The 23,832-nt window shown below is 67.2% G+C and carries 25 protein-coding genes; 14 read left to right on the top strand and 11 right to left on the bottom strand.

Annotated elements, in window-relative coordinates; genetic code table 11:
- The first annotated feature begins 95 nt into the window (after positions 1 to 95).
- The 4 genes from C5B85_RS10570 to C5B85_RS10555 all read left to right on the top strand — a co-directional run bounded on the left by C5B85_RS10570 (position 96) and on the right by C5B85_RS10555 (position 3,126).
- Positions 96 to 1,253 (top strand): glycosyltransferase family 1 protein, encoded by a 1,158-nt coding sequence (locus C5B85_RS10570; protein ID WP_104285978.1) that lies wholly within the window; start codon positions 96 to 98, stop codon positions 1,251 to 1,253.
- Positions 1,254 to 1,295: 42 nt separating this feature from the next.
- Positions 1,296 to 1,799 carry a hypothetical protein gene (locus tag C5B85_RS10565; protein ID WP_104285977.1) on the top strand — a complete coding sequence of 168 codons (504 nt, stop codon included), beginning with the start codon at positions 1,296 to 1,298 and terminating at the stop codon, positions 1,797 to 1,799.
- Positions 1,800 to 1,808: 9 nt separating this feature from the next.
- Entirely contained in the window at positions 1,809 to 2,000 is a 192-nt protein-coding gene (locus C5B85_RS10560; protein ID WP_104285976.1) for a hypothetical protein, read from the top strand.
- A 163-nt stretch (positions 2,001 to 2,163) separates the two neighbouring features.
- Positions 2,164 to 3,126, top strand: coding sequence for an endonuclease domain-containing protein (locus C5B85_RS10555; RefSeq protein WP_104285975.1), 963 nt, complete (start codon positions 2,164 to 2,166; stop codon positions 3,124 to 3,126).
- Between the two features lie 165 nt (positions 3,127 to 3,291).
- Here C5B85_RS10555 and C5B85_RS10550 read toward each other — a convergent pair whose 3' ends face one another.
- The 3 genes from C5B85_RS10550 to C5B85_RS10540 all read right to left on the bottom strand — a co-directional run bounded on the left by C5B85_RS10550 (position 3,292) and on the right by C5B85_RS10540 (position 6,608).
- Positions 3,292 to 4,680 (bottom strand): LCP family protein, encoded by a 1,389-nt coding sequence (locus C5B85_RS10550; RefSeq protein WP_104285974.1) that lies wholly within the window; start codon positions 4,678 to 4,680, stop codon positions 3,292 to 3,294.
- A gap of 59 nt (positions 4,681 to 4,739) precedes the next feature.
- On the bottom strand, positions 4,740 to 5,282 hold the full coding sequence (gene purE, locus C5B85_RS10545; RefSeq protein WP_104285973.1) for a 5-(carboxyamino)imidazole ribonucleotide mutase: 543 nt from the start codon (positions 5,280 to 5,282) through the stop codon (positions 4,740 to 4,742).
- 141 nt (positions 5,283 to 5,423) lie between these two features.
- Entirely contained in the window at positions 5,424 to 6,608 is a 1,185-nt protein-coding gene (locus C5B85_RS10540) for a 5-(carboxyamino)imidazole ribonucleotide synthase (RefSeq protein ID WP_258070720.1), read from the bottom strand.
- Positions 6,609 to 6,791: 183 nt separating this feature from the next.
- On the opposite strand from C5B85_RS10540, the gene C5B85_RS10535 reads away from it, so the two are divergent.
- The gene (locus C5B85_RS10535; protein ID WP_181064388.1) at positions 6,792 to 7,421 is read left to right on the top strand and encodes a GtrA family protein; all 630 of its coding nucleotides are present in this window, start codon (positions 6,792 to 6,794) and stop codon (positions 7,419 to 7,421) included.
- Here the strand turns inward: C5B85_RS10535 and C5B85_RS10530 are convergent.
- Genes C5B85_RS10530 through C5B85_RS19190 form a run of 3 tightly spaced genes read right to left on the bottom strand, consistent with a single transcriptional unit; the run spans position 7,408 to position 9,550 of the window.
- Positions 7,408 to 8,241 (bottom strand): PH domain-containing protein, encoded by an 834-nt coding sequence (locus tag C5B85_RS10530; protein ID WP_104285970.1) that lies wholly within the window; start codon positions 8,239 to 8,241, stop codon positions 7,408 to 7,410. The genes C5B85_RS10535 and C5B85_RS10530 overlap by 14 nt on opposite strands.
- Positions 8,241 to 9,113 (bottom strand): biotin--[acetyl-CoA-carboxylase] ligase, encoded by an 873-nt coding sequence (locus C5B85_RS10525; RefSeq protein WP_181064387.1) that lies wholly within the window; start codon positions 9,111 to 9,113, stop codon positions 8,241 to 8,243. Before C5B85_RS10525 ends, C5B85_RS10530 begins: the two co-directional genes overlap by 1 nt.
- Positions 9,110 to 9,550 (bottom strand): hypothetical protein, encoded by a 441-nt coding sequence (locus tag C5B85_RS19190; RefSeq protein WP_181064386.1) that lies wholly within the window; start codon positions 9,548 to 9,550, stop codon positions 9,110 to 9,112. The genes C5B85_RS10525 and C5B85_RS19190 overlap by 4 nt, the downstream gene beginning before the upstream one ends.
- A 110-nt stretch (positions 9,551 to 9,660) precedes the next feature.
- On the opposite strand from C5B85_RS19190, the gene C5B85_RS10520 reads away from it, so the two are divergent.
- The 4 genes from C5B85_RS10520 to C5B85_RS10505 are packed head-to-tail and all read left to right on the top strand — an operon-like array spanning position 9,661 to position 12,863.
- Complete coding sequence (locus C5B85_RS10520) at positions 9,661 to 11,274, top strand: acyl-CoA carboxylase subunit beta (protein WP_104285968.1); 1,614 nt, start codon at positions 9,661 to 9,663, stop codon at positions 11,272 to 11,274.
- The gene (locus C5B85_RS10515) at positions 11,271 to 11,516 is read left to right on the top strand and encodes an acyl-CoA carboxylase subunit epsilon (RefSeq protein WP_068476504.1); all 246 of its coding nucleotides are present in this window, start codon (positions 11,271 to 11,273) and stop codon (positions 11,514 to 11,516) included. Before C5B85_RS10520 ends, C5B85_RS10515 begins: the two co-directional genes overlap by 4 nt.
- A gap of 10 nt (positions 11,517 to 11,526) precedes the next feature.
- Positions 11,527 to 12,273, top strand: coding sequence for a hypothetical protein (locus C5B85_RS10510; RefSeq protein WP_104285967.1), 747 nt, complete (start codon positions 11,527 to 11,529; stop codon positions 12,271 to 12,273).
- A 56-nt stretch (positions 12,274 to 12,329) separates the two neighbouring features.
- Positions 12,330 to 12,863: a septum formation family protein gene (locus C5B85_RS10505; RefSeq protein WP_104285966.1), complete on the top strand. Its 534-nt coding sequence runs from the start codon at positions 12,330 to 12,332 to the stop codon at positions 12,861 to 12,863.
- A gap of 109 nt (positions 12,864 to 12,972) precedes the next feature.
- On the opposite strand, the gene C5B85_RS10500 is transcribed toward C5B85_RS10505, so the two are convergent.
- Entirely contained in the window at positions 12,973 to 14,250 is a 1,278-nt protein-coding gene (locus tag C5B85_RS10500; RefSeq protein WP_181064385.1) for a class I SAM-dependent RNA methyltransferase, read from the bottom strand.
- A gap of 47 nt (positions 14,251 to 14,297) precedes the next feature.
- Complete coding sequence (locus C5B85_RS10495; RefSeq protein ID WP_181064384.1) at positions 14,298 to 14,951, bottom strand: putative glycolipid-binding domain-containing protein; 654 nt, start codon at positions 14,949 to 14,951, stop codon at positions 14,298 to 14,300.
- 218 nt (positions 14,952 to 15,169) lie between these two features.
- Between C5B85_RS10495 and C5B85_RS10490 the strand changes: the two genes are divergently transcribed.
- Together C5B85_RS10490 and C5B85_RS10485 are read left to right on the top strand one after the other, a co-directional pair.
- Complete coding sequence (locus C5B85_RS10490) at positions 15,170 to 15,820, top strand: nucleoside triphosphate pyrophosphatase (RefSeq protein WP_104285964.1); 651 nt, start codon at positions 15,170 to 15,172, stop codon at positions 15,818 to 15,820.
- A 173-nt stretch (positions 15,821 to 15,993) separates the two neighbouring features.
- Positions 15,994 to 18,054, top strand: coding sequence for a glucose PTS transporter subunit IIA (locus tag C5B85_RS10485; RefSeq protein ID WP_104285963.1), 2,061 nt, complete (start codon positions 15,994 to 15,996; stop codon positions 18,052 to 18,054).
- Between the two features lie 23 nt (positions 18,055 to 18,077).
- On the opposite strand, the gene C5B85_RS10480 is transcribed toward C5B85_RS10485, so the two are convergent.
- Positions 18,078 to 18,644, bottom strand: coding sequence for a hypothetical protein (locus C5B85_RS10480; protein WP_104285962.1), 567 nt, complete (start codon positions 18,642 to 18,644; stop codon positions 18,078 to 18,080).
- A 108-nt stretch (positions 18,645 to 18,752) separates the two neighbouring features.
- Here C5B85_RS10480 and C5B85_RS10475 point away from each other — a divergent pair, with 108 nt between their 5' ends.
- Positions 18,753 to 19,208: a MarR family transcriptional regulator gene (locus C5B85_RS10475; RefSeq protein WP_104285961.1), complete on the top strand. Its 456-nt coding sequence runs from the start codon at positions 18,753 to 18,755 to the stop codon at positions 19,206 to 19,208.
- Positions 19,209 to 19,214: 6 nt separating this feature from the next.
- On the opposite strand, the gene C5B85_RS10470 is transcribed toward C5B85_RS10475, so the two are convergent.
- Positions 19,215 to 19,769 carry a TetR/AcrR family transcriptional regulator gene (locus tag C5B85_RS10470; RefSeq protein WP_258070718.1) on the bottom strand — a complete coding sequence of 185 codons (555 nt, stop codon included), beginning with the start codon at positions 19,767 to 19,769 and terminating at the stop codon, positions 19,215 to 19,217.
- A 116-nt stretch (positions 19,770 to 19,885) separates the two neighbouring features.
- On the opposite strand from C5B85_RS10470, the gene C5B85_RS10465 reads away from it, so the two are divergent.
- A complete protein-coding gene (locus C5B85_RS10465; RefSeq protein ID WP_104285959.1) occupies positions 19,886 to 20,947 on the top strand; it encodes an SDR family NAD(P)-dependent oxidoreductase in 1,062 nt (353 codons plus the stop codon).
- 428 nt (positions 20,948 to 21,375) lie between these two features.
- On the opposite strand, the gene C5B85_RS10460 is transcribed toward C5B85_RS10465, so the two are convergent.
- Positions 21,376 to 21,693, bottom strand: a complete 318-nt coding sequence (locus tag C5B85_RS10460; protein ID WP_146077927.1) for a hypothetical protein — start codon at positions 21,691 to 21,693, stop codon at positions 21,376 to 21,378.
- Between the two features lie 1,086 nt (positions 21,694 to 22,779).
- Between C5B85_RS10460 and C5B85_RS10455 the strand changes: the two genes are divergently transcribed.
- Positions 22,780 to 23,793 carry a hypothetical protein gene (locus C5B85_RS10455; RefSeq protein ID WP_146077926.1) on the top strand — a complete coding sequence of 338 codons (1,014 nt, stop codon included), beginning with the start codon at positions 22,780 to 22,782 and terminating at the stop codon, positions 23,791 to 23,793.
- The last annotated feature ends 39 nt before the right edge of the window (positions 23,794 to 23,832 follow it).

The following is a 23,832-nucleotide window of genomic DNA, read 5'->3' as shown; positions in this document are numbered from 1 at the left end:
GGCCACGACGCCTGGACGAACGCGGGGGTTCCACCCATGCGGCCCTGGCTCGATGCACTCGAAGACGCCGCCGCGCAAGGAGTCCTCAACACCTGATGGTTACCCTTCGTGTCCTGCTCGATCGCGCCGCCGACGAGCGCCCAGGCGGAACCAGACGCTACAGCGAAGAGCTCGGGCGTCAGCTCATCGCGCGCGCGCCGCGCGGCTGCGACGTCGAAGCGATCATTCCCAAGCGCTCGCGCGAGGAGATCGCGCTGCTCGAAGAGCGAGTCCCCGGGCTGAGCAACGTCGTCCAGGCCCCGCTACGCCCAGAGCGCCTCGAGTCCTCATGGTCCCGCGGACTGCTCACGAACTCCGTCGGCGGCGGGTTCATCCACAGCTTCACACCCCTCGCCCCGATGCGCGACATCTCGCTCAGCCAGGGCATCGACCAGACCGTCGTCACCTGGCACGACATGACGGCGTTCACGCACCCAGAGCTCGTCAGCTCGCACAGCGTCAAGCACCACAAAGCGCTCCTGCGTCGAGCGTTCCGCTACGCAAGCGGCATCGTCGTGGCCACCAACGCCGTCGCCGACCAAGTCATCGAGCACTACGACTTCGGCGACCGCGTGCGTGTCATGAGCCCGGCCGCGGCAGCCAGCATCCGCCTCCCTGCATCCGAGGAGGCCGGCGACGCTATCACCGAGTCGCTGAAGCTGCCGGATGAGTACATCATCACGCTCGCCTCCCTGCACAAGCGCCACGGGCTCGCCCAGCTCCTCAAGGCGCTCGGCGACAAGAGCCTCGATGGCGTCAAGCTCGTCGTCGTCGGGCCCAGCGAATGCGGAGAGGTCAGTCTCGACGCGCTCGTGAGCGACTCTGGAATCGAGAGAGACCGTGTCGTCTCCGTCGGCGTCATCAGCGATGAGGAGCTGGCCGTCGCCCTGCAGCGCGCCAGCGCCCTCGTCGTGCCGAGCCTCAGCGCCGGATTCGGACTGCCCATCATCGAGGCCTTCAAGTTCGGCACTCCAGTCATCACCTCCGACGACCCAGCGCTCGTGGAGGTAGGGCTCGACGCCACCCTCGTCGTCGAACGTGGCGACGGTATCGCCGACGCCGGCTACCCCGAGCGTCTCGCGGGCGCCATCGCGGGAGTCCTCGCCGACAGCGACCTCGAGCGCCGGCTGCGCCTCGCCGGCAAGGACCGCGGCGGCATGTTCTCGTGGGAGATCTCCGCCGACCAGATCTGGAACTTCCACGCCGACCTCTAGGCGCACCAGCGCCGTGTTCTTGGCGCAAGACTTGGATTGGCGTTGGACGAAGTTCTGCGCTGGACCACCTCCCTGCTGTCGCTCTGCGGATTCGGGCTCGCCATGGGGCTCACCCCTGCTCTCTACGCAGCGACCGGCGACCTGCTCGCCCGCGGCGTCGACGTGGCAAAGCGGCTGGGGTGGATGCTCCTCGGGCTCGCGGCCGGAGCTACCGTGCTCCTGCTCATCTTCCGGAGCTTCGACCCGACAACCCTCGTAACGACCTTCCGCGGAAATCTCGACGCGGCACTCCTCAACCGCACGATCGACCTCATCGTCGGTGTGATCTTCTTGATTTCCGTTGCCGTCGTGCTCGTCTGGCGAGCGAGGGTCCGCGACTTCCCGACGAAGACGAAGGCACCCGCGAAGCCCCGCGCATCCGCGCCCGCTTACTTCTTGCTCGGCCTCGGCGCCTGCGTCGGCTTCACGACCCTGCCGATCATGTACCTCACCGGGCGCCTCATCCACGGTCTCACCTCTGACGATCTGCTCCGCAGTGTCGCCTAAGTCGTCTTCTTGCTGGCATTGTCGGCGCCGTTCCTCGCCCTCTCCTGGGTGTGGACCAAGATCCCGTCCGTCACGGCGCGCGTCGTCGGGTTCTACTCGAAGGCCGCGAAGTGGGACTACCGGCGGACCCTCGCGATCCTCCTCGCGGTCGCGGGCATCCTCTTCCTCTGGCTCGCGTTCTTCGCGCCGCCCGGCCTCTGAAGCCACCGCGCGCCGTCTCGGGATGGGTTGCTCATCTCGGGATGGGTTGCTAGCCATCCCGAAATGAGGAACCCATCCCGAGAGTCTGGTGCGTGAGCTCGCCGCACGACGAACCTGTGGATAAACAAGACGAAGTCGAACGAGTCTCTTTAGCCTGAGCCGCATGAACTCCGAGCGCTCAACACCCGCGGGACCGTCGGCACGCGCGATCACCACTCGTGATGCACTTCGTTCAGGCGCGACACCGCAGGAGCTCTACGGAGGCGCGTTTACGCAGCCTCACCGCGGAGTGCAGATCACCGGCAGCATCTCGGCGCCGATCGAGATCGCAAGAGCATTTCTCCCCCGGATGCGCGCATGGCACGCGTTCAGCGACGTCACGGCCGCCCTATTCTGGGGCCTCCCCCTACCGCGGAGATTCGATCAGGATGCAACCGTCCACATCGTCGTTCCGACTGGCCGCAACAAGCCCACCGGCGCCGGAATCCGAGGCAGGAGCATCCACCCAGACATCTGGCAGATGACTGCCCCTTTCGGAGAGCCCCTCACACCGCCAGAACTCACCTGGGCCTTGTTGGCCCGGGTCCTCTCGATTCGAGAGCTGGTCGTTGTGGGCGATGCTCTGGCTACGACTTCAGGTAGCTATCGCGGAATCATCCGCCCGGATTTCGCTGGGCCGCCCCACAATGTCTTCGCGCCTGTGCCCGAGCTCGCGTCCGCGGCGTCGCTTGCCGGGGTCCTGGCGAGCTGGGGTCGTAACGTCGGCGCGACGCGGATGCGCGCGGCACTTCCTCAGGTCCGACAGGGTGTGGAATCCCCAATGGAGACCCTTACCCGTCTCATCATCGCAGATGCTGGTTTTCCGGAACCTGTCGTGGGGTACCGAGTACACGCGGGCCAGGTTTTCATCGGCCGCGTCGACCTTGCGTACCCGGAACTCAAGATCGCTGTGGAATACGACGGTGAGTATCACTGGGACCCAGAGCAAGCCAAGAAGGACGTCGCTCGGATCAACCGCCTCCAGGAGGCCGGCTGGCTCGTGATTCGCATCACCAGCGACGATCTCTTCAAGCGTCGCGCCGCCTTCTTCGCACAGCTGAGAGCTGCCCGGAAGCGTGCAAGGTGAGTCGCAGACGTCAGTTTCGGGATGGGTTGCTCATCTCGGGATGGCTTGCAACCCATCCTGAGATGAGCAACCCATCCCGAGACTGAGCGGGCGCGAGCGGGCGCGGGGCGCGGCGCGGGGCGCGGCGCCGGCGGCGGAGAGGACGCGGAGCGGCGGCGGGCCGCGCTACTCGGCGGGGGCGGTTTCCTCAGGGGGCGGGGTCGCCTCTGGCGGGTCGGAGGCGATCGCGTCCTGGACGGCGGCGTGGATGGTCGGGATGTCTGGGTTACCCTGGTCGAAGTTGGGCGGCACGATGTCGAGTCGGACACTGTTGCCGCTCCGCGATTTCAGGAGCAGGTCGCCGACGTAGCCGATCATGCCCTCCGGGATGTCGGTCTGGACGACCTTCTCGAGGGCGTCCGTGACGGGGCCGATCTTGCCGAGCAGGTTGCCGGGGGTCATGGTCGCGACCATCGCCTCCTGCAACTGCCGTTGCCGTTCCATACGCGCGAAGTCGGTGGTCTCGTACCGGGAGCGGGCGTACCACAGCGCCGTTGAGCCGTCCATGTGCTGCTGACCGACCTCGATGTACTCGGTCGCCGGAGCCCATCCGGGTGAGCCGTCGTCGTTGATGCCGATGCCGACACGCTCGGTGACGTTGATGTCGACGCCGCCGAGGGCGTCGATGAGCTCGGTGAAACCGGCCATGTCGACGAGCACGTAGTACTGGATGCTCAGCCCGGTGATGCCCTCGACGGCGTCACGCATCGCCTCGATGCCCGGCTCTGAGCCATGCTCTGCGGCGTCGGCGTAGCTGCCGTCTTCGGAGATCGTCGCCTCTGTGTAGACGGAGTTGAGGTAGCAGACGTCGACAGCGCAGCCCTCGTAGAGGTTCGGGTAAAGGTCCTGCATGGGGCCTTCGCTGAACGGGAAGCTCTCCATCGCGCGGGGCAGGCCGATGGTGGTGAGCTTGCCGGTGAACGCGTTGAAGCTCATGACGCTGATGGAGTCGGGGCGGAGACCCTCGCGGTCGTCGCCGCGGTCGCCGCCGAGCATCATGATGTTGAGCTGGCCATCCGCGGGCAGCTGGATGCCATTCGAGGCACCACCGAAGAGGCCCTCGATGGCGGATTTGCCCTGGTTGGCGACCTGCGAGGTGACGGCGGCGAAGACGAGCGGCACGGCGACGAGCACAACGCCGACGATGGCGATGAGGGGCCGGGCGACCTGCTCGAGCTTGATGATGCGGACGAGACGGAGCGCGTCGAGACCGCTCACGACCCACATGGCGACGTAGAAGAGAAGCACGAGGTGCACCAGTGTGATGCCGAGCGTCGTGGAGAACACGAACAGCAGGGGGCCGCGGAGCACGAAGGCGAGAATCGCCAGGACGAGGATCGCCCCGATTCCGCCGAGCCAGAGCGACAGCATGAAGCGCCCGAGCTTGCGGTTCCCGGCGAGCACCTGCGCGGTCCCAGGCAGGAAGAAGTTCGCGATGAGCAGCCACCAGGCGCGCCTGGTCATGAGCTGCGGCGAGCTGGCGTCCGGGTACCGGAGCGGGAGGGTGAGTGTCATGGGGTCCTGCGGTCGAGGAGCAAGGGATGCGGCGACGGTCTGACCGGCGTGTTCGTGGGCTAGAGCGACTGCTTGAGGGCGTCGTTCTTGGCTTCGACGGCGTCGCGCAGTCCGTCACTGTAGTCGGCGAGTCTGGCCGCGAGCGCTTGATCACCTGTGGCGAGGATGCGCGCGGCGAGGATCCCCGCGTTCTTCGCTCCGCCGATGGAGACCGTCGCGACCGGGATACCTGCTGGCATCTGCACGATGGAGAGCAGCGAGTCCATGCCGTCGAGGTACTTGAGCGGCACGGGCACGCCGACGACGGGCAGCGTCGTGAGGGAGGCGACCATGCCGGGGAGGTGGGCGGCTCCGCCGGCGCCGGCGATGATGACGCGGATGCCGCGGTCTCGCGCTTCGCGACTGTAGCTGACGAGCTTCTCTGGGGTGCGGTGTGCCGAGACGACCTCGACTTCTGCTGGCACGCCGAACTCGGCGAGCACGTCGCGGGCCTCGTGCATAACGCGCCAGTCACTGTCGCTGCCCATGATGATGCCGACGAGCGGCCCGGTCTGCGAGGCCGCTTCAGCGGGCGCGGGCGATGCGGTGGGGTGGTCGCTCATGCGTGCAAGCGTAGACGCGCGTGCGCCGGGCGGCGCTGAGGCTGGCCGGTGAGGTTGCGCCTCGAAGCCGCGCCTGCACTGTCTCAGGCGGCGCCTCGCGCAGCCTCAGCCGCCGGCCTCGGCAGCCGTCTCGCGTTCGGCTCAGGTGGCGCTGGCGTCGTCGAACGCTGCCGCGGCCGCGCGTGCGCGGTAGGCGACATCGTCGAGGTCCTGGCCTGCGACCGTCACGTGGCCGACTTTGCGCCCCGGACGCGCCGACTTGCCGTAGCTGTGGATCTTCGCATCGGGATGCTCGTGCATCGCCTTCCCGTACCTGTCGCCGTAGCTGCCCTCCCGCGGGCCGCCGAGCACGTTGACCATGACAGCGTGCGGCGCGGTCATGCCGGTGTCACCGAGCGGGAGGTCGAGGACGGCGCGAAGGTGCTGCTCGAACTGGCTTGTCGTGGACCCGTCGATCGTCCAGTGACCTGAGTTGTGGGGGCGCATCGCGAGCTCGTTGACGAGGATGCGCTGGTCGGTGGTCTCGAAGAGCTCGACCGCGAGCACTCCGGTCACGTCGAGGCCGAGGGCGACGGACTGCGCGATGGTGGCGGCGACGTAGCCGAGGCGGTCGTCCGCGCCTTCCGCGCCTGGGGCTGGGGCGAGGACCTCTGCGCAGACACCGTCGCGCTGCACGGTCTCGACGATTGGCCACAGCGCGATCTCGCCCGATGGGCGCCTGGCCACGAGCTGCGCCAGCTCGCGGCGGAAGTCGACGCGTTCTTCGACGAGCAGCGGGTCGCCAGTTGCGAACCAGTCCGCACCGTCGGCTCCCGACCGGACGATGCGCACCCCCTTGCCGTCGTAGCCGCCTCGCGGGGTCTTGAGCACCGCGACGCCGCCGTTGGCGTCGATGAAGGACTGCAGCTCAGTCTCGTTGTGGACTTCCGCCCACTCGGGGATGGGGATGCCGAGTTCGGCGAGGCGTCGGCGCATGAGGAGCTTGTCCTGCGCGTACTGGAGGGCGTGCGGACCCGGCCGCACGGCGATCCCCGCATCCACGAGTCCGCGAAGGACCTCCTGGGGCACATGCTCGTGGTCGAACGTGACCACATCCACGTCGCGCGCGAACCCGAGCACCTCCTCGAGCACGTGCATGTCGCCGACGGCCGTGACCGCCCGGTCTGCGCTCTCACCGCGGCCGGCGGCGAAGACCCGCAGATCGACGTCGAGTTCGATGGCGGGTGGGAGCATCATTCGCGCGAGCTGCCCGGCTCCGATGACGCCGACGACCTGACCCATGGTTCGCTCCATTCGAAAGTGCTGCCGGCAGCCTGCTGCCGGCAGAAGTCTGTGAGCTCGCGTCGAAATTCGACATTTGGGGAGTTCTCCCCACGCGCGTTGCTGTGGCAGTTCCGTGCCTTTTGCTCTGACGTGTCTATACTCCGACGAGGGTCACATCTCCCCAACAGTTTATCTTGCTTGCGGTGGCTTCATCCCCGCAAGTGCCGCACCATGGAGGTCGAGCGCTTGACCAATCGCTCCCGCAAGCACGCAGAGCCGCACCACTCTGAGCCAGAAGATTTCGTCGGCTTCGTCGCCGCCGAGACGGCAGAGTTCGATCTCCCTGCGCAGCGCACGTCCCGAACCCTCTGGGGCCGCGTCACGAACGTGTTCCGACGCATCGCCGCGTCGAAGGGCATGATGGCGCAGCTCATCAACTTCGGGCTTGTCGGCGGGGTCGGCTTCATCGTCGACACTGGACTCTTCAACGTCCTCATGCTGACGGTCCTCAACCCAAGCGAGGTCGCCCACGGCGCGCTCTGGGCCAAGGTCATCTCGACCTGCGCGGCCATCGTGACGAACTGGATCGGCAACCGCATCTGGACGTTCCGCCAGCACAAGCGGCAGGACAACTTCCGCGAGGCCATCGAGTTCTTCGGCGTGAGTCTCGTGGGCCTCGGCATCGGCCTCCTGCCGATCTGGTTCACGAACGCCGTGCTCGACAACCACTCGTTCGTGGCCTACAACATCGCCAACCTCGTCGGCATCGGCCTCGGTGCGATCTTCCGCTTCATTCTCTACCGTTTCTGGGTCTTCTCCCCCAAGCGGGTCGCCGAGATGCAGGAGAAGAACAACTCAGACGTCACGGCCCGCTGAGTTCCCGGATGCAGGCGGCAACGCTGTTGGCGCTCGGTACGTCCACGAGTCTCAGCCGGTGCCCGGAAACGGACGTGATGACGATCGTCCCTGAGCGGAACATCGCCTGCCAGAGGTTGCGCCGCAGGGTGACGTCGACGATCGAGTTCATGTAGATCTCGCGGGTCTCGCTGGTGAGCGTGCCATGCGAGAGCACGACGCGGTGAGTGGTGATGCGGTTGCGTGCTTGCAGCCAGACGACGATCGGCACGATTCCGAGCAGCACGATCGCGGCGAGTGAGATGAGCAGCCAAGCGTGGCGGGCCCCGATCGTCGCTTCTTGCAGCGCGCCCAGGTTGTAGCCAGCTGCGGCGAACCCGGCGACGAGCACAACCGATGGCAGGACGAGGCGCCGGCCGTGCTTGCGGACACGCATGATCGTCTGCTCTGGGAGTCGCATGCCGAGCGGCTCGTACTGGCGCTGCTGGTGGAGGTCCGGGCGGGCGCCCGACTGCTGCGCGGATCCGCCGTACTGCTGGCCGCCGTACTGCTGGCCGTGCTGCTGGCCGCCGTACTGCTGGCCGTGCTGCTGGCCGCCGTACTGCTGGCCGGGGTGCTGCTGAACCGGCTGCTGGTACTGCTGGCTGGGGTCGCCGTACTGGGTGGGATACGCGTCTTCATGCCGGACCGGGGCGGCCTGCTGCCGGGGCGCATGCTGGCTCGGGTACTGAGCAGCCTGGGGCTGCGCCGCGTACTGCTGCCCCGTCTGCTGCACGTTCGCCGGGGCCCCGAAGATCTGGTCCCAGGACTGCTCACTGGGGTGCGGTGGGCGCCCGCGCATCAGGCCCCGTTCTCGGGGCGGACCCGCTCGACGTCGCCCGCCGCGACGGCCCTCGTCGCGCCGTCATCGCCTCGGATCACGAGGTGTCCCTCGGGCGTGAGCTCGGTCGCGAAGCCGTGCAGGACCTCTCCAGAGGGGAGGGTAGCTGCCACTCGGGAGCGGAGGGTCGAGCAGACATCGCTCAGTTCCCCGTGCGCACCGCTGGCTAGCGCGTCGCCGCCTGCTTCGCGCAGCGCCTCGAGCCGTGCCACAAACTCGGAGAGGTACGCCGGCAGAAGCTCTGCCGGGCGCTCGGGGAGCATGCCGCTGAGTGCCAGCGAGGTGGCCTGCGGGGTCGGAAGCTCATCGGCCTGCAGGGTGATGTTGACGCCAGTGCCGACGACGCAGGAAAGCTCGCCATCGCGGGTGCCGAGGACTCGACCGAGGATGCCCGCGACCTTGCGGCCCTCGATCTGCACATCGTTCGGCCACTTGATCTCGACGCGGGCAGCCTGCTCGTCAGGACGGAAGCCGGGCGCCGGCGACGACAGCTCGAGGATCGCGCTGCGAAGGGCCAGACCTGCGATGAGGGGCAGCCAGCCGAGGATGCGGGGCGCGGCCTCGTCATCGGCGAGTCGGACGAGTGTGGATGCCGCGAGGCATTTGCCCCGCGGGGAGATCCACTCGCGCCCGTGCCGTCCGACGCCAGCGGTCTGCGCGTAGGTGACAAGCGTGCTGAGGGCCCGGTTCTGGCTGGCCTCCCCGCCTGTGCGCTCCCAGATGTCGGCGAGCACGTCGTTTGTGGAAGTCGCCTCAGGCACGGAGATGAGGCGGAGCTCGGTGCCGGCGGCTCGTCCCCCGAGAAGGAGCTGGGTGATGGCTGGCGCGCTCACAGGTTCGCAATCGACGAGCTGATGACGGACAAGTACACGAACGTCATGACGACGGAGGCGAGCACACCGACGAAGAGCGTGACGAGGGCGATGATGCCGAGGGCCTTCGAACGCCGCTTCTGCCACAGCGCGATGACGGCAAGCACACACCCGACGGCGGCGACCGACAGCGCAAGCGCGATGTTCAGGACGGGGACAGGGATGAACGCGAGCACAAGCGAGAGCGCGGCGACGCCGAGCGCCCACATCCCCCAGATGTTGCGTCGTGGTTCGGCAGGAGCCGCAGGAGCCTCGCCGCGCACGCTCGAGTCGTACGGCGCCACGGGTGCGCTCGACGGCAGCAGGCACTGCTGTGCCTGCACATCCGGTGCCAGCGGTGCAACCTCGGCGCCCGGTCGAGGTGCTGCCCCGTTCGGTGCGCCAGTCCCCTGAGTCATGCCGCCAACCTCTCAAATGTCGTGCGTCGTGCGTTCCTCTTGCACTTCACCAGGGAATCAGGCTAACCCGTACGGCCGGATGTGAGCCGTTGGCCGGTAAAGTAGCGCGGGTGAACTCCGCACCACTTGAACCGACCGCTTCCACCCCGGCGATCTCGACGACGGCCGACAAGATCGCCGACCTCCGGGCACGCCACGCGGAAGCGGTGACGCAGGCGGAGGAGGCCTCCGCCCAGAAGCAGCACGCGAAGGGCAAGAAGACGGCGCGTGAGCGCATCCTCGAGCTCCTCGATCCCGGCTCCTTCGTTGAGCTCGACGAGTTCGTGCGACACCGCACCACGGCGTTCGGCATGGAGAAGCGACGTCCGTACGGTGACGCCGTCATCACGGGGACCGGCACGATCCACGGCCGCGGGGTCGCCGTGTACTCGCAGGATTTCACGACGTTCGGCGGCTCCCTCGGCGAGGTCGCCGGCGAGAAGATCATCAAGATCATGGACCACGCCATGAAGGTCGGCGTGCCGATCATCGGCATGCTCGACTCCGGCGGGGCGCGCATCCAGGAGGGTGTCGTCGCGCTCGGCAAGTACGGCGAGATCTTCCGCCGCAACACTCAGGCTTCAGGAGTGATCCCGCAGATCTCGATCATCATGGGCCCTGCCGCCGGTGGCGCCGTCTACTCCCCCGCGCTCACCGACTTCGTCATCATGGTCGACAAGACGAGCCACATGTTCGTGACGGGACCGGACGTCATCAAGACCGTCACGGGTGAGGAAGTCGGCTTTGAGGAGCTCGGCGGAGCACTCGCGCACAACCGCACCACCGGCGTCTCCCACTATCTCGCGGCCGACGAGGACGACGCGCTCGACTACGCGCGCCAGCTGCTCTCCTTCCTGCCGGACAACAACCAGGCGGAGCTGCCGAGCTACGACATCGACACGGAGCTCGAGATCACCGATCTCGACAAGAAGCTCAACACGGTCATCCCGGATTCCCCGAACCAGCCGTACGACGTGAAGCAGGTCATTGAGCTCATCGTCGACGATGGCGACTTCCTCGAGGTGCAGCCGCTCTTCGCGCCGAACATCATCATCGGCTTCGCTCGCGTCGACGGCACCTCGGTCGGTATCGTCGCGAACCAGCCGAACGCTATGGCTGGCACGCTGAACATCGAGGCCGGCGAGAAAGCATCACGCTTCGTGCGGTTCTGCGACGCGTTCTCGATCCCGATCCTCACGCTCGTGGATGTGCCCGGTTACCTTCCCGGCACCGACCAGGAGTGGTCCGGAGTCATCCGTCGCGGCGCGAAGCTGCTCTACGCGTATGCGGAGGCGACCGTGCCGCTGGTCACCGTCATCCTGCGCAAGGCATACGGCGGCGCGTACATCGTGATGGGTTCGAAGCAGCTCGGGGCTGACTTGAACTTCGCGTGGCCGACGGCCGAGATCGCGGTGATGGGCGGCCAAGGTGCGGTCAACATCCTGTACCGCGGCGAGATCAAGCGAGCGGAGGAGGCCGGCGAGGACGTCGCCGCCGTGCGCACGCGTCTCGCGAACGAGTACACGTACAACGTCGCGTCACCGTTCCTCGCGGCGGAACGCGGTGAGCTGGACTCCGTCATTGAGCCCGCATCGACGCGCGTGATCGTCACGAAGGCGCTGCGTACGCTGCGCACGAAGCGCGCGTCGCTTCCGCCCAAGAAGCACGGGAACATCCCGCTGTGAGCCAGGAGCAAATCCCGTCGCACGTCGGGCTCGAGCACATCGTGCGGACGGTCAGCGGCAACCCGAGCGAGGACGAGCTCGCAGCGGCGACGCTTGTGCTCGCGTCGATGATCGAGTCGGCGCAGGATCTCGATCGGCCTCGCGACATCGTCAAGCGCCGGACTGCCTGGCAGCTTTCGCAGCGCGGAATGCGCGGTGGCGGCTCAGCGAGCGACCCGTTCGGCGGCTCCTACCGGAGCTGAGCCCGGGCACATGAGCACGGAGCGATCAACCGGCGGTGCGGTCCTCGCCGTCGTGGCGCTGCTGGCAGCGCTGCTGGTGTTCGCGACGCCCGCCGGTGTGCCGGTGGCTGCTGACGGCGTCTCGTCGGCGTCAGACCCGTGGGGGCCTGAGGGCATCCGCGAGTGGTTCGGCGTGCACGTCTTCGGCACAGAGGACGGCTTCGAGCCAGTCATCGTGCCCGAGGATGAGGCGCAGAGCAGCTCCCTGGCGTATGCTCCCCTCGTTGCGGCGCCGGCTGGGCCCTGGCCGGAGGGCGAGGCTGGCATCGATGCGTTCATCGCCGCAGCGGGAGTCCCAGCCACCTGGGCGCCGGATGGCCAGACGGCCTGCCCGGAAGAAGCGCAGGCGTGCACGAAGCAGTCCTGGTGCGAGGGCAACGGGTGTCCCCTGGAGCCGCCGACGGCGAGCATCCATCTGAGGGCGGATGATCCGACGCTCTTCCCCGTCATCACCGACGTCGGCGCCTCGGTGCTCATCCACGAGCTCGGCCACGCGCAGCAGGCATACGTCTTCCCGAGTCCGGACGAGATGCTGCGCGTGCTCGACGAGGAGGGCTACGGCGCCTTCACGGGTCACGACGGCAGCACCGTGCCCGCCGTCGAGGGGCACGCGGAGTGCTACACCCAGGCCCTCATTCAGAGTTCCGCCTACTTCGCCGACTGCCCCGTCGAGTTCAAGGAGCGCGCTGTCGCCCTGCTGCTTGAGAAGCGACCGTAGCGTCTTCGATTTTGTCGCTAAAGTGAGCGAAAACCACCGAACTCTCAGGGGAAATCATGGCGAAGACCACGGTCACATCTGTACTCGCGATCGGGGCTATGGCCCTGCTCGGATTCGGCCTCAGCGGCTGCTCTGCGGCGCAGGAGATCGCCGACTCCGTCGAGGGCGAGCTCTCAGGAGGCGAGAGCGAGGTCCGCGACGGCGAAACGCAGGAAGTCACCGAGTCGGGTGACCTCGACGTGTTCAAGCTCGCAGTCGGAGACTGCTTCGACGACGCGGGCAGCACCATGGTCAGCGAGATCCCCGTCGTCCCGTGCTCGAACCCGCACGACTACGAGGTCTACTACGAGGTGGAGATGCCGGCGGGTGACTTCCCCGGCGATGAGGCGATCACCACGCAGGCCGAGGCCGACTGCACAGCGCAGTTCGCGACCTTCATCGGGCTTCCCTACGACCAGAGCTCCCTCTACTTCTCCTACCTGACGCCGACGCAGCAGAGCTGGGACGACGCCGGCGACCGCCTGATCCAGTGCATCGTCACCGACCAGGCCGCGCAGACGACAGGGACCCTCGCGGGCGCAGCGCGCTAGGCAGCCGGTGTGCCGTCAGTTGACGGCACCAAGACGGCAGAACGCCGGGTACTCGCTCTGGCGGGGCACCCGGCGTTTCAGCGTTCCATGTCGCCGGTCCCTGCCGCGCTCAGGCGCGGACGAAACGCGCGACGGTCTCGAAGTGGTGCGTGTTCGGGAAGAGGTCGTAGGCGCGCATCCACTGGAGCATGTAGCCGTGCGCGAGGAGGAGGCCGGTGTCGCGGGCGAGGGCGACCGGGTCGCAGGCGACGTAGATGAGCTGGGCTGGCGCGAAGCCTGCCAGGCGGTCGACGACATCCTTCCCGGCGCCGGAGCGGGGAGGGTCGAGGATGACGGTTCCGCGGCTGACGCCCTCACGGTCGAGGTGCGTGGCGTCGCGGTCGAGGCGCGCCAGGTACTGGTCGACGCGTGCTGTTACGGCGCTTGCACCTCGCCATTCGGCGAGGTTGGCCGTGGCGTGGCCCGTCGCGGCCGCGTTCGACTCGACGGTCTCGATGAAGGCGCCTGGTCCTGCTTCCTGCGCGAAGGCAGCTGCGAGGAGCCCGACACCTCCATAGAGGTCGAGGTTGACGGCTTCCGCGTCGACCAGCGCAGGGTCGAGCGCGTCGGCGACCGCGTTCGAGAGTGTCTCGGCTGCGAGGCGGTGCACCTGCCAGAAGCCATCCTCGTCGACCTTGTACTCGCGACCGTTGACCACCTCGGTGACCACACCGGGCTTGCGCCCGTGGGCACCGTCGAGGATGGTGCGCATACGCGTGTCGAGCTCGGCGGGAGCGACGAGCTCGATTCGCCCGGTTCCCGCGAGCCGCTCTCCGAGTGGAGCGAGCTCCTCGATGTCGGCGTGCGCGAGCGGCAGCGTCTCCGTCTCGATGACCCGGTGCGAGCGTGCAGCGTATGGGCCGACGCGGCCGTCCTTATCGACGTGCAGCGTCACGCGGGTGCGCCAGCGAGTCCCGCCGTTCTCGTCGTCGCCGAGGAGCGGCTCGACGACACCGCTCCATTCGTGGCCGGCGAAGCGCGCCATGGACTCGCTCAGCACCTGCGCCTTCAGCTCTCGCTGGCGCGCCAGTCGGATGTGACCGAGCTCGGCGCCGCCCGCCCGTTCCTCTGGCGCTCGCTCGATACCTGATTCCTGCCACACGTGCGCCTGCCGGTCGGCGGATGCACGCAGCACGTCGGTCGCGACGGCCCTCGCAAACGACTTCCGCACCTCGGTGACCCGGGCGCGGACGAGCTCGCCAGGCACGGCGTCGGCGACGAACACGACCCTGCCCTCGTGGCGGGCGACGAAGATGCCTCCGTGCGCGATGTCGCCGACCTCGAGCTCGATGTCGTCGCCTGGGTTGATCTCCGCCGAAAGGTCCTGGGTCGTGCCGTCCTGGGTCATGCGCTCGAGCCTAGCCGTGCGCATCCACCGTTCCTCGCGGTTGCGGCTCAGAGGCGAGTGAACAGGCCAGGGTAAGAGGTGACGAAGCTCTGCTCGTCGGTCGTGATCTCTCGCTCGAACGAGCCGTCGACGGCCTGGAAGAGGTAGCGGGTGCGACCCAGTCGCCGGTAGCGCTGGCGGTCGAGGAAGACGGCGAAGGTGTCGGTGTCGATGTAAGCAACCGAGATCTCGCGGTCTTCGCCCACTTCGAGCCCGAGCCTGCGCATCGGGAGGGTGTTGGTCAGAGGCGTCGCGCGGATGTCGACATCGAGCGCTCCGCTGAGTTCTGGGGCGGCGTGATCGCCGACGCGCCAGTCGCCGCGGCCGTTCGAGGTGAGGGTGAGGCTCTCCCCTGTGACAGGGCGGCGCAGCGAGACGAGACGGGTTCGCAGCACCGGGTCGGTCTCGAGCAGGTACTCGAGGTGAGGTTGTCCACTCGAGCTGTCGGCGGCTGCGGGGGCCGAGATTCGAGAGTTCGCGGTGATTGCGCCGACGGCGTTCTCCACGACACTCGCCGCCTCCACGTGGCCGGTTGCCTCCGCCACCCAGGCGAGCGAGGAAGGGGCCGAGACGGCTTCGACGCCGGGCGCATCCCACACGACCGAGGAGCGGGAGAACCTGGTCTGCTTCGGCGCGCGATACCGCGACTCTAGGCGGGTCACCAAGCACCATTCCCTTCGGAATCTGGGCGCTTGGCCGAGCTGAGGAGCCTGATGAGCATGCGACAGATCGTATGCAGACGGCCTTGACGCACTCTGGCAGGAGGTGGCGCGTTGGCTGACCGCATCCTGATGGTCGCATGCGTGCAGCGCCGAGGGGCTCGACCCCGGCCAGGGGCCCTCGCCCTGCGGGCCAGCGATCACCCCGGTACCCTCACCCCATGCGCCTGTACCTCGCCTCGACGTCCCCCGCTCGCCTCATGCTGCTCCGCCAGGCCGGAATCGAGCCAGTCGTGATCCCATCAAGCGTCGACGAGGATGCCGTCATCGAGGCCAGGCTTGCGCAGGGGCCACTCGAGCCGAGCGAGTACGTGCAGCTGCTCGCGCGCGCGAAGGCACTCGCCGTCGCGGATGCCCCCGACCCGTCGACGGGCGAGCCGCTCGACGGTCTTGTGCTCGGCGGGGACTCGATGTTCGAGATCGGCGGCCAGATGCTCGGGAAGCCGCACGAGCCGCAGGTGGCCCGCGAGCGCTGGCTCGCGCAGCGAGGCCAGACCGGCACCCTGTGGTCGGGGCACTGGCTCGTGGACCGCCGCGGCGGCACGAGTTCCTCTGGGGACGGCGTTGGCAGTACCGCGAGCGCCAGCGTTACGTTCGCGGGAGACCTGGACGACGCTGAGATTGATGCGTACGTCGCCTCCGGTGAGCCACTGCACGTCGCAGGCGCGTTCACGATCGACTCGCTTGGCGCCCCCTTCATCGAGCGCATCGAGGGCGACCCGTCGACGGTCGTCGGGCTGTCGCTCCCCGCCCTCCGACGCCTCGTGCGCGGGTATGGGATCGGCTGGCCGGAGCTCTGGAACCGGGCCTGAGGCGCGCTCGGTCGGCATGATGGCGGCACCCGCCCCGTGCTGATCCCGGCTGCGGCATCGCCGCCTGGCTACGGTTTGAACACAGACGTGGCATGCGTCTGGTGAATGTCGGTACCCGCGCGTAACGTCGCGAATCAGGCGTCAACGAGGACGCCCCGCGAGGAGGTCCAGCCATGCCGCAAGATCCATCTGGCGCTTCGGGGCCAGCAGAGGCGATCGTCAACCAGCTCGGTGGCGCGGGGAACATCGAGAATCTCACCCACTGCGCGACCCGATTGCGGTTCCAGCTGCGCGACGCATCCGGCATCGACCAGGCGGCAGTCGAGGCGATACCCGGCGTGATGGGGGTCGTCCCACAGTCGGGTGAGCGCTACCAGGTGGTCATCGGCGGCGGTGTGCAGAACGTCTACAACGATATCCAGGCGCTCCCCTCGATGGCGGGTGGCGGCGCACCGGCCGACCCGGAGGACGCCGCTTCCATCAAAGCGGCGGCCAGAGCGAAAGGCCCACGCGGCAAGTTCGCGTGGCTCGACAGCGTCTTCGAGTTCCTCTCCGACTCGTTCCGCCCGATCCTGGGTGCGCTGCTCGGCGCATCCCTGTTCATCACCTTCATGGCCCTCATGAGCACGCTGGGGGTCATCCCCAACTGGGCGGACCCTCGCACCGACCTGCCACCCTCGTGGCGCTTCCTCAACCTGTGCTGGCAGGCGGTCTTCGTCTTCCTCCCCCTGTACATCGCGTACAACGCGTCGAAACGCGTCGGCGCCGACCCCTGGATCGGCTTCGCCATCATGGGCGTCGTCATGCTGCCCGGCTTCACAGGGCTCGCGGATGGCATCGACCCCATCGAGGTCTTCGGCTCGGAGGTCTCGGTCGTGCAGATCTTCGGCCTGCCGCTGACGGTCTTCGACTACAGCTCGCAGGTGTTCCCGCCGCTGCTCATGGCCGCGCTGCTCGGGCCGCTCTACAAGGGTCTGAAGAAGCTCATCCCGGAAGACCTGCACCTGATCTTCGTGCCCTTCCTGAGCATGCTCATCATGATCCCCATGACGGCGTTCCTCATCGGGCCGATCGGCGTCTACACGGGAGCCGGGCTCGCCAACCTGCTGCGGGCCATCAACGACTTCTCGCCCCTCATCTTCGCCATCGTCATCCCGCTCGCCTACCCGTTCATGGTTCCCCTCGGGCTGCACTGGCCGATCAACGCGATCATGCTCCTCAACATCCAGACGCTCGGCTACGACTACATCCAGGGCCCGATGGGAGCCTGGAACTTCGCGTGCTTCGGCGCGACCGCCGGCGTTCTCTACCTCTCGATTCGCGAGAAGGACGCGCAGATGCGGCAGACGTCAACCGGCGCCCTCGCGGCCGGACTCCTCGGTGGCATCTCCGAGCCGTCGCTGTACGGCATCCATCTCCGCTTCAAACGGATCTACGGACGGATGCTCGTGGGCTGCCTCGTTGGTGGGCTCATCATCGGCATCGGCGGCGGCGTGAAGACCAGCGCGTTCGTCTTCACCTCGCTGCTGACCATCCCGGCTTTCGACAACATTCCGCTGTACGCGGCAGCTGTCGGCGCCGCGTTCCTCGTGTCGATGTTCCTCGTCATCTTCTCCGGCTACCGCAGCCCGGAGCAGCAGGCCGCGTTCGAGGCAGCCCGCGTGCCCGTTGCCGACATGGAGACGGCGAAGAAGGGCGAGAGCACGGAAGACGTCATCGCCGCGGCGGGTGTCCGCCAGCGCGAGTCAGCTCCCCGCACCGTGGAGGTGCTCTCGCCCCTCGAAGGCGAGGTCGTGCCCCTCTCAGACGTCCCCGACGCGGTTTTCAGCCAGGGCATCATGGGCCCTGGCGCTGCCATCAAGCCGAGCGGAAACATCGTCTACGCTCCGGGGACCGGAACCGTCGCCGTCGCACAGGCGACCGGTCACGCCTTCGGCCTGCAGCTCGACAACGGGCTCGAGATCCTCATCCACGTCGGCATCGATACGGTCGAGCTCGACGGCAAGGGCTTCGACGTCAAGGTCAAGGTCGGCGACAAGGTCACGCCGGAGACGGTCCTCGTGGAGTTCGACAGAGACATCGTCGAAGCGGCGGGGTTCTCGCTCATCACGCCGGTCATCGTCCTCAACGCGGCTACCTTCGCTTCCGTCGAGGCGGTTGGCCTCGGCAGCGGCAAGGTCGGCGCGCCGATCCTCGAGGCGGTGACTAAGGCAACCGCCTCAAGCGGGGTGTAGCCGCGTCTGCTCGTCGCGCCCGGCTACCCGAGCGCGACGGCGGACTCACCGCGGATGAGCTCTTCGAGCTCGCGCACCCGCACGCTCGGCATGGGCTGTTTGGTCTGCTCTGCCGCGAATCGGATGCGTGCCTCGATGTCCGAGTTCTCGGCGGCTCGCGGCCCACCGTCCTCGCCTGCCGAGGTGCCTCGCACCAGGATCAGCTGCGCGTCCGCCGGCCAGCGCTCGTCGGCCTGCGCGTCGCCGCCCTCAGCGTCGCGATGCCTGCTTGCCCTGGCGAGCTTGCCGACCAGGCGCTCAGCGACCTCCTCGGCCGTCCCCTCGCCGAGCCCACCCAGCAGCACTCCGAAGTGCGTCACTTCGCCGAGGTTGAGCTCGATGCTCCTGCGCACCTCGGCGAGCGCCTCGGAGGTCGTCGCGGTGATCTCGACGGGCATGATCGCGTCGGCGTAGTCGTCAACGAGGAGGGCAAACGGAGCGACGTCGCGACCGACGATGGCAACCGTGTTGCCGCCGCGGAGCAGCGCGTCCGCGAGCCGCCGATCGGCCCCATCTTCTCCGCCAGCAATGCACCAGGTCTGATTCGTCATGGTCTACTCCGTTCTCCTCACAGCACCAGCTCTGGTGCCGCCACTCCGAACTATACTTAGGCAAGTCCTCACTATTAGTGAGAGGCTCGGCAATCCCAGGAGGTTCCCATGCAGGCCCACGAATCACGCGAGGAGCTCCTTGCACAGCTGAACGAGGTCAAGGCCGAGCTCACTCGAGGACTCTCCGCCAGGCACATGGCGCCATTCCTGGAGCTCGACATCACCGCCCAGCAGCTGAAGACCGTGTTCCTCGTGACCACCGGCACCGTCACAACCGTCTCGCAGGCCGCCGAGCAACTCGGCGTCGCTGTACCCACCGCATCCGCGAGCATCGACAAGCTCGTCGAGAACGGCCTCCTGACCCGCACGGAGGGCAAGCCGGATCGACGCATCCGGCACCTCACCGCCACCCGCAAGGCCATCCGACTCCACGAGCGCTTCCTCGGACTCCGCACGGACACCGACGAGTTCGCCGCCCACCTCAGCGACGACGAGCTTCAGGGCCTGGTCGTTGGTTTTCGAGGCATTCGCCGGGTGCTCCGCCAATTCTCGGAAGACGCCTGAGAGGACTCAGGGGGCAAACGAACGCCAGAACAACTCCACCGAACGCCGAGCCGTAGCCTCCCGCTCGTCACGTGGCGTGCGCGGCAGCACGCCGGCGAGCATCGAGAGCAGCAGGAGCACGTCCTCAGCAGTGATGTCCTCACCCACCCGACCGGCAGACCACTCTCGCCGGAGGGCGACGCCGAGCACGGAGAGCATGCGACCACGCACGCTCTCCCCCTGCGCATCGGCGGCGTCGGTCAGCGTGAGCTGAATAAGCCCCACCGATACGAGCATCTGCTGAACGATGAGGTCGAGAAGGTCGGAGAGGTCGGACTCGGGCGCGGCCGAGAGGTCCTCGAGCTCAACGATGGCCTCACCGAAGACCGCGAGCGCGAGAGCCGCCCGGTCGGGGAAATGCCGGTAGAGACTCCCCTGGCCGACACCTGCCCGTTTGGCGACCGCACTGAGCGGCGCATCCACTCCCCCTTCGGCGAATACGACCCTCGCGGCTTCGATGAGGGCACGGCGGTTCTCCGGACCCGCACTTGGGCCTCGGTTGGCTTTCGCTGGAGTCGACACCGGGATAGCATAATCCGGACAGTGTTGTCCGGTTCGTTCGAGCCGAAGCTGTCACCGCCAAACACGACGCTCCACCGAGCGACGCCCGGCGGACCGAGCAGAAAGCTGGCCCCCAGATGACCTCGAACCCGAGCTCCCTCACCGCCGACAACACGATCGGCGAATGGCTCACGGACCCGACTGGGGGCGTCGTGATCCGCGAGATCCTCGCGCAAGGCGGGCAGGATGCGACCACCCTCACGCCCGTGGCCGGCGTGCCCCTCTCGCAACTCGTCGAGCTCAGCCAGGGCAAGTTTCCGCAGGAGATGGTGGATGCGATGATCGCGCGGGTGAACAGCGGCGAGGTCACGCCAGCCTCGCCCGGCGACTTCGGCCCGGTCGCCGATCTCGACGCACCGCGCGCCCCGAGGGCTGCCGCGTGGGTCGAAGCGCTCACCAGTGGACGCTTCGCCGGCAAGACCGTCATCGTCACGGGCGCAGGCTCCGGCATCGGCAAGGCCACCGCGTCGCGCGTTGCGCGTGAGGGTGGGCGGGTCATCGCCGTCGACGTCTCTGCTGAGCGCCTCGAGGCGTTTGTCGCGGAGCACGAAGGCGCCGACATCGTCACCCTCACGGCCGACATCACCGACGACGCCGGTGTCACGCAGATCGTCGAAGCCGCGGGAAGCCAGATCGACGGCCTCGCGAACATCGCAGGCATCATGGACAACATGACGCCGGTAGGCGAGGTCACCGATGAGATCTGGAACCGCGTCTTCGCGGTCAACGTGACCGGCACGATGAAGCTCATGCGCGCCGTCATCCCGGCGATGCTCGCCGCCGGCAAGGGCGCGATCGTCAACGTCGCCTCTGAGGCAGCGCTTCGTGGGTCGGCGGCCGGTGCCGCCTACACGGCATCGAAGCACGCCGTCGCTGGCCTCACCAAGTCGAGCGCCTTCATGTACGGCCCGAGCGGCTTGCGCATCAACGCCGTCGCGCCTGGCCCCGTCGCGACCAACATCGAAGCACGCTTCGACTCCGAGCTCGGCGCGAAGCGCGTGCAGCTTGCCATGGCCGTCCTGCCGACGCCCACGACCGGGACCGCGCTCGCCGCATCCATCACGTTCCTGCTGAGCGACGACGGCGTCAACATCAACGGCGTCATCCTTCCCTCGGACGGCGGCTGGTCGGCCGCGTAGGGGCCCGATGCCACGTGGGGAGCCCGCCGCACGGCAGGCGCTCCCCACGTAGGCTTCCAGCATGAGCAAACCCGTCACGCGCACACGCAAGTTCTTCTGGATCGGCCTCGTCGTGATCGCGTTGATCTTCATCGGCTCCGGCGTCTACGAGATGCTCGCGTAGCCGCACCGCGACGCATCTATCCGCAGCCGCGGACAGGAAAGCCCCTCGCGGTGGACACGTTCTCCACCCCGAGGGGCTTGCTGCATCCCGAACGGCACGGCCTCGAAGTATGGGGGCACCGCGCGACGGCCACATCGGGATCGGGCTTCGCAGAGGCGGACTGGTTGGGAGTGCAACCCGTCGAACTCGCGAAACCCAGTCAGCGGTTGTCAGGGACCACTAGGAACGAGGCACTTGCCAGCGCGTCCGGCGCACCACGAATCGATCAAGCGGCGACCGTCGCGGAACCCGAGTAGTTGATCGTGCCCGCACCGAAGACAACAATGCCCGTTCCGAAGACATTCAGATTCCAGGAGAGCGTCTGCGGACAGGTCACGCTGACGAGGCCAGGAAGCCCGACCATGATGACGTTGACCGTGACAGTGAGCTTCACGGGTCGAACCGGGTTTGCGGTCGGCGTGAAAGTTCCGTTGGGGAACGAAATGTTGGAGAACAGAAAGCTGCCGGGAATCGCGCCGACCTGCCCGAACGTCCCGCCTCCGGTGCCGAGACCGGACCCCGTGTGGATCGCACCATCACTCATCGTCAACGACGCCGACGTCGTGACGACGCTATACCCAGGCTGGAACGCAGTGAGGCTGCACCCCGTGGCATCAAGCGCGAAGCTCCCCGCGAACAGGAGCGCGCCCTTCCCTCCCAGGACCACAGCCTGAGAAGTCAGGAGGCCGGGCAATACTCCCGCCTTAAGGCAGGTGGGGCATTTGGGTCCAGATGCCTGCGCTGCGGGCGCGGCATGCGCAAATGCGATTACGGGGACGGTCCAAGCTCCGGCGGACATCAGGGACCGTCGACTCGAGCCATCGTTGTGAGGTTCTTCGCATTGTTTGGTTGCCAGATCCATCTAGGCCACTCTCCCGGGAATGCTCTTAGGTCGTATCGGCCGAGGGGGTCGGACCAGCTTCGAGTCAAACCGTCGAACGAAGAATCGGGTATCCCTAGAAGCAACGAATTTAACGACGCCCGCCGTCAGCGGAAAGCCTCGCGTTTCTCATACCTGGGAGATTCAGCAGTCATTTCGCTTGGGATCACCATTTAGACAATCGGATGCACCACCCCGTTCGAGCGCTCCTCCGCTGCGAGAAGACTCTGCCGCTGCGAAACCCACGGAACTGTTTCGCAAGCGAGCCTGCATGAAAAACCCGAACTTGCTGTCCCTTGAACGAGGGACTCCTTGTAGCTCGGAGAGGTGCAAATGCGTACACTCTCGCTGATTGCCTGAGTTGTGGGAACAGCTCTTGCGCTCGGGGCGGGCATCTCAAAAGCGTTGAGGGTTTCTTCCCGCGCATCCTCACGGTCAAGCAGTCCGTGAACTCATTCACGCAGCACCTGAGGGCCGTCGGCAATGCATTCCCGCACCCTAATTCCCGCTTGTGCAAACCACGCGCCAGCGATTGACCTTTACAGAGAGAAGTTCATGAACGCGAATACCTCGAATTCCTCCTCGCGAAGTCCCGAGAACATGAAACGGCGCACCGTCCTTCGGGGCGCGGCTTGGGCGACTCCCGTCATCGCCATGGCAGTTTCGGCCCCGCTTGCAGCGGCCAGCCCCTGCAAGCGATACGCAGACGTTGCAGTCAACCTGCCCTCTCCGAATTCCAATCACGCCGGCGTGACTTCTTGGACAGTACCGCCCGGTGTCACCGAGATCGAGTACACAGTGCTCGGCGCAGCAGGCGGGGCGTCCTACAACAATGGCCGTGGCGGTGCTGGTGCCGAGATCGTCGGCGCACTCGCAGTCACACCGGGTCAGAGCCTGCAGTTCATCGTCGGACAGGGCGGCATCGGAAGTCTCGCCGGGTCTGAGACCACAACCGGACTCCTTGGCGGCAGCGGGTACGGCAACGGCGGACCAAGTGGCGGTTCTGATGGGTCGACCGGGACTTCCGCGAGCTTCGTGGGCGCATCCGGCGGTGGTGGTTCAGCCATCCTGGTCGGCGGCGCACCAATCGTTGTTGCGGGCGGTGGAGGTGGAGAAGGCGTCGCGGTCGGCCTCGCACAACCCGTGAACGCCGGCCAATGGCAGTACAACCCGACCCAAGCGGGTGGCAGCGGAGGGGACGTCACCCAGCCCGGGAACGACGCCAATATGTTGTGGAGCCCCAACCCCTACACTCCTGCCATCAGCCCGAAGCTGATCGCGTCCAATGGCGGCGGTGCAGCGAGCGGAGCAACTGGCGGAGCCGGCGGAGCGGTCTCGACCAATATCTCGGCATCAACCTCACCTCTGCTGGTCGACACGGCTACAGCAGCCGGTCTCGGCGGAGGAGCCCACGTTGCGGCCACCGGTGGCGCTGGCGGTGCAGGTGCATTCGCCGAACGGACAACAGTGGTCATCGACAACAGCGTGAAGGGCATCCTGCCCGGTGGGGCCAGCGGTGGCGGCGGCGGCGGAGGCTTCGCGGGCGGCGGCGGAGGCGGGACTGTGGCTGCCGCCTATAAAGGTGACTACACGGTTACGTCGACAAGTGTTCCAAACGCGCTACTCGGTGTGGCCTCCGGTGGCGGCGCGGGGTCAAGCCTCACGCCAACCGGCGCCGTGATCAGGCGGGGACCAAACGCGAACAGCGTCCCCGATCACCGCGAGCCGGGCCTGATCACTATTCGGCACTGCGCAACTGCCTAATCGCCTTCGAAAAGGCCGGGCGCATCTGGTCTGATCCAG

The organism is Pseudoclavibacter sp. AY1F1, from assembly GCF_002931075.1.
In the GTDB taxonomy this organism is placed as follows: domain Bacteria; phylum Actinomycetota; class Actinomycetes; order Actinomycetales; family Microbacteriaceae; genus Pseudoclavibacter.
This window is presented reverse-complemented; position numbering and strand designations above follow the sequence as displayed.

Bases quoted from the DNA above. Each gene is read 5' to 3' on its own strand.
- C5B85_RS10570 (WP_104285978.1), top strand. From the start codon at position 96: ATGGTTACCCTTCGTGTCCTGCTCGATCGCGCCGCCGACGAGCGCCCA.
- C5B85_RS10555 (WP_104285975.1), top strand. From the start codon at position 2,164: ATGAACTCCGAGCGCTCAACACCCGCGGGACCGTCGGCACGCGCGATC.
- C5B85_RS10550 (WP_104285974.1), bottom strand. From the start codon at position 4,680: ATGACACTCACCCTCCCGCTCCGGTACCCGGACGCCAGCTCGCCGCAG.
- purE (WP_104285973.1), bottom strand. From the start codon at position 5,282: ATGAGCGACCACCCCACCGCATCGCCCGCGCCCGCTGAAGCGGCCTCG.
- C5B85_RS10530 (WP_104285970.1), bottom strand. From the start codon at position 8,241: ATGCGCGGGCGCCCACCGCACCCCAGTGAGCAGTCCTGGGACCAGATC.
- C5B85_RS19190 (WP_181064386.1), bottom strand. From the start codon at position 9,550: ATGACTCAGGGGACTGGCGCACCGAACGGGGCAGCACCTCGACCGGGC.
- C5B85_RS10510 (WP_104285967.1), top strand. From the start codon at position 11,527: ATGAGCACGGAGCGATCAACCGGCGGTGCGGTCCTCGCCGTCGTGGCG.
- C5B85_RS10505 (WP_104285966.1), top strand. From the start codon at position 12,330: ATGGCGAAGACCACGGTCACATCTGTACTCGCGATCGGGGCTATGGCC.
- C5B85_RS10500 (WP_181064385.1), bottom strand. From the start codon at position 14,250: ATGACCCAGGACGGCACGACCCAGGACCTTTCGGCGGAGATCAACCCA.
- C5B85_RS10490 (WP_104285964.1), top strand. From the start codon at position 15,170: ATGCGCCTGTACCTCGCCTCGACGTCCCCCGCTCGCCTCATGCTGCTC.
- C5B85_RS10485 (WP_104285963.1), top strand. From the start codon at position 15,994: ATGCCGCAAGATCCATCTGGCGCTTCGGGGCCAGCAGAGGCGATCGTC.
- C5B85_RS10480 (WP_104285962.1), bottom strand. From the start codon at position 18,644: ATGACGAATCAGACCTGGTGCATTGCTGGCGGAGAAGATGGGGCCGAT.
- C5B85_RS10475 (WP_104285961.1), top strand. From the start codon at position 18,753: ATGCAGGCCCACGAATCACGCGAGGAGCTCCTTGCACAGCTGAACGAG.
- C5B85_RS10465 (WP_104285959.1), top strand. From the start codon at position 19,886: ATGACCTCGAACCCGAGCTCCCTCACCGCCGACAACACGATCGGCGAA.
- C5B85_RS10460 (WP_146077927.1), bottom strand. From the start codon at position 21,693: ATGAGTGATGGTGCGATCCACACGGGGTCCGGTCTCGGCACCGGAGGC.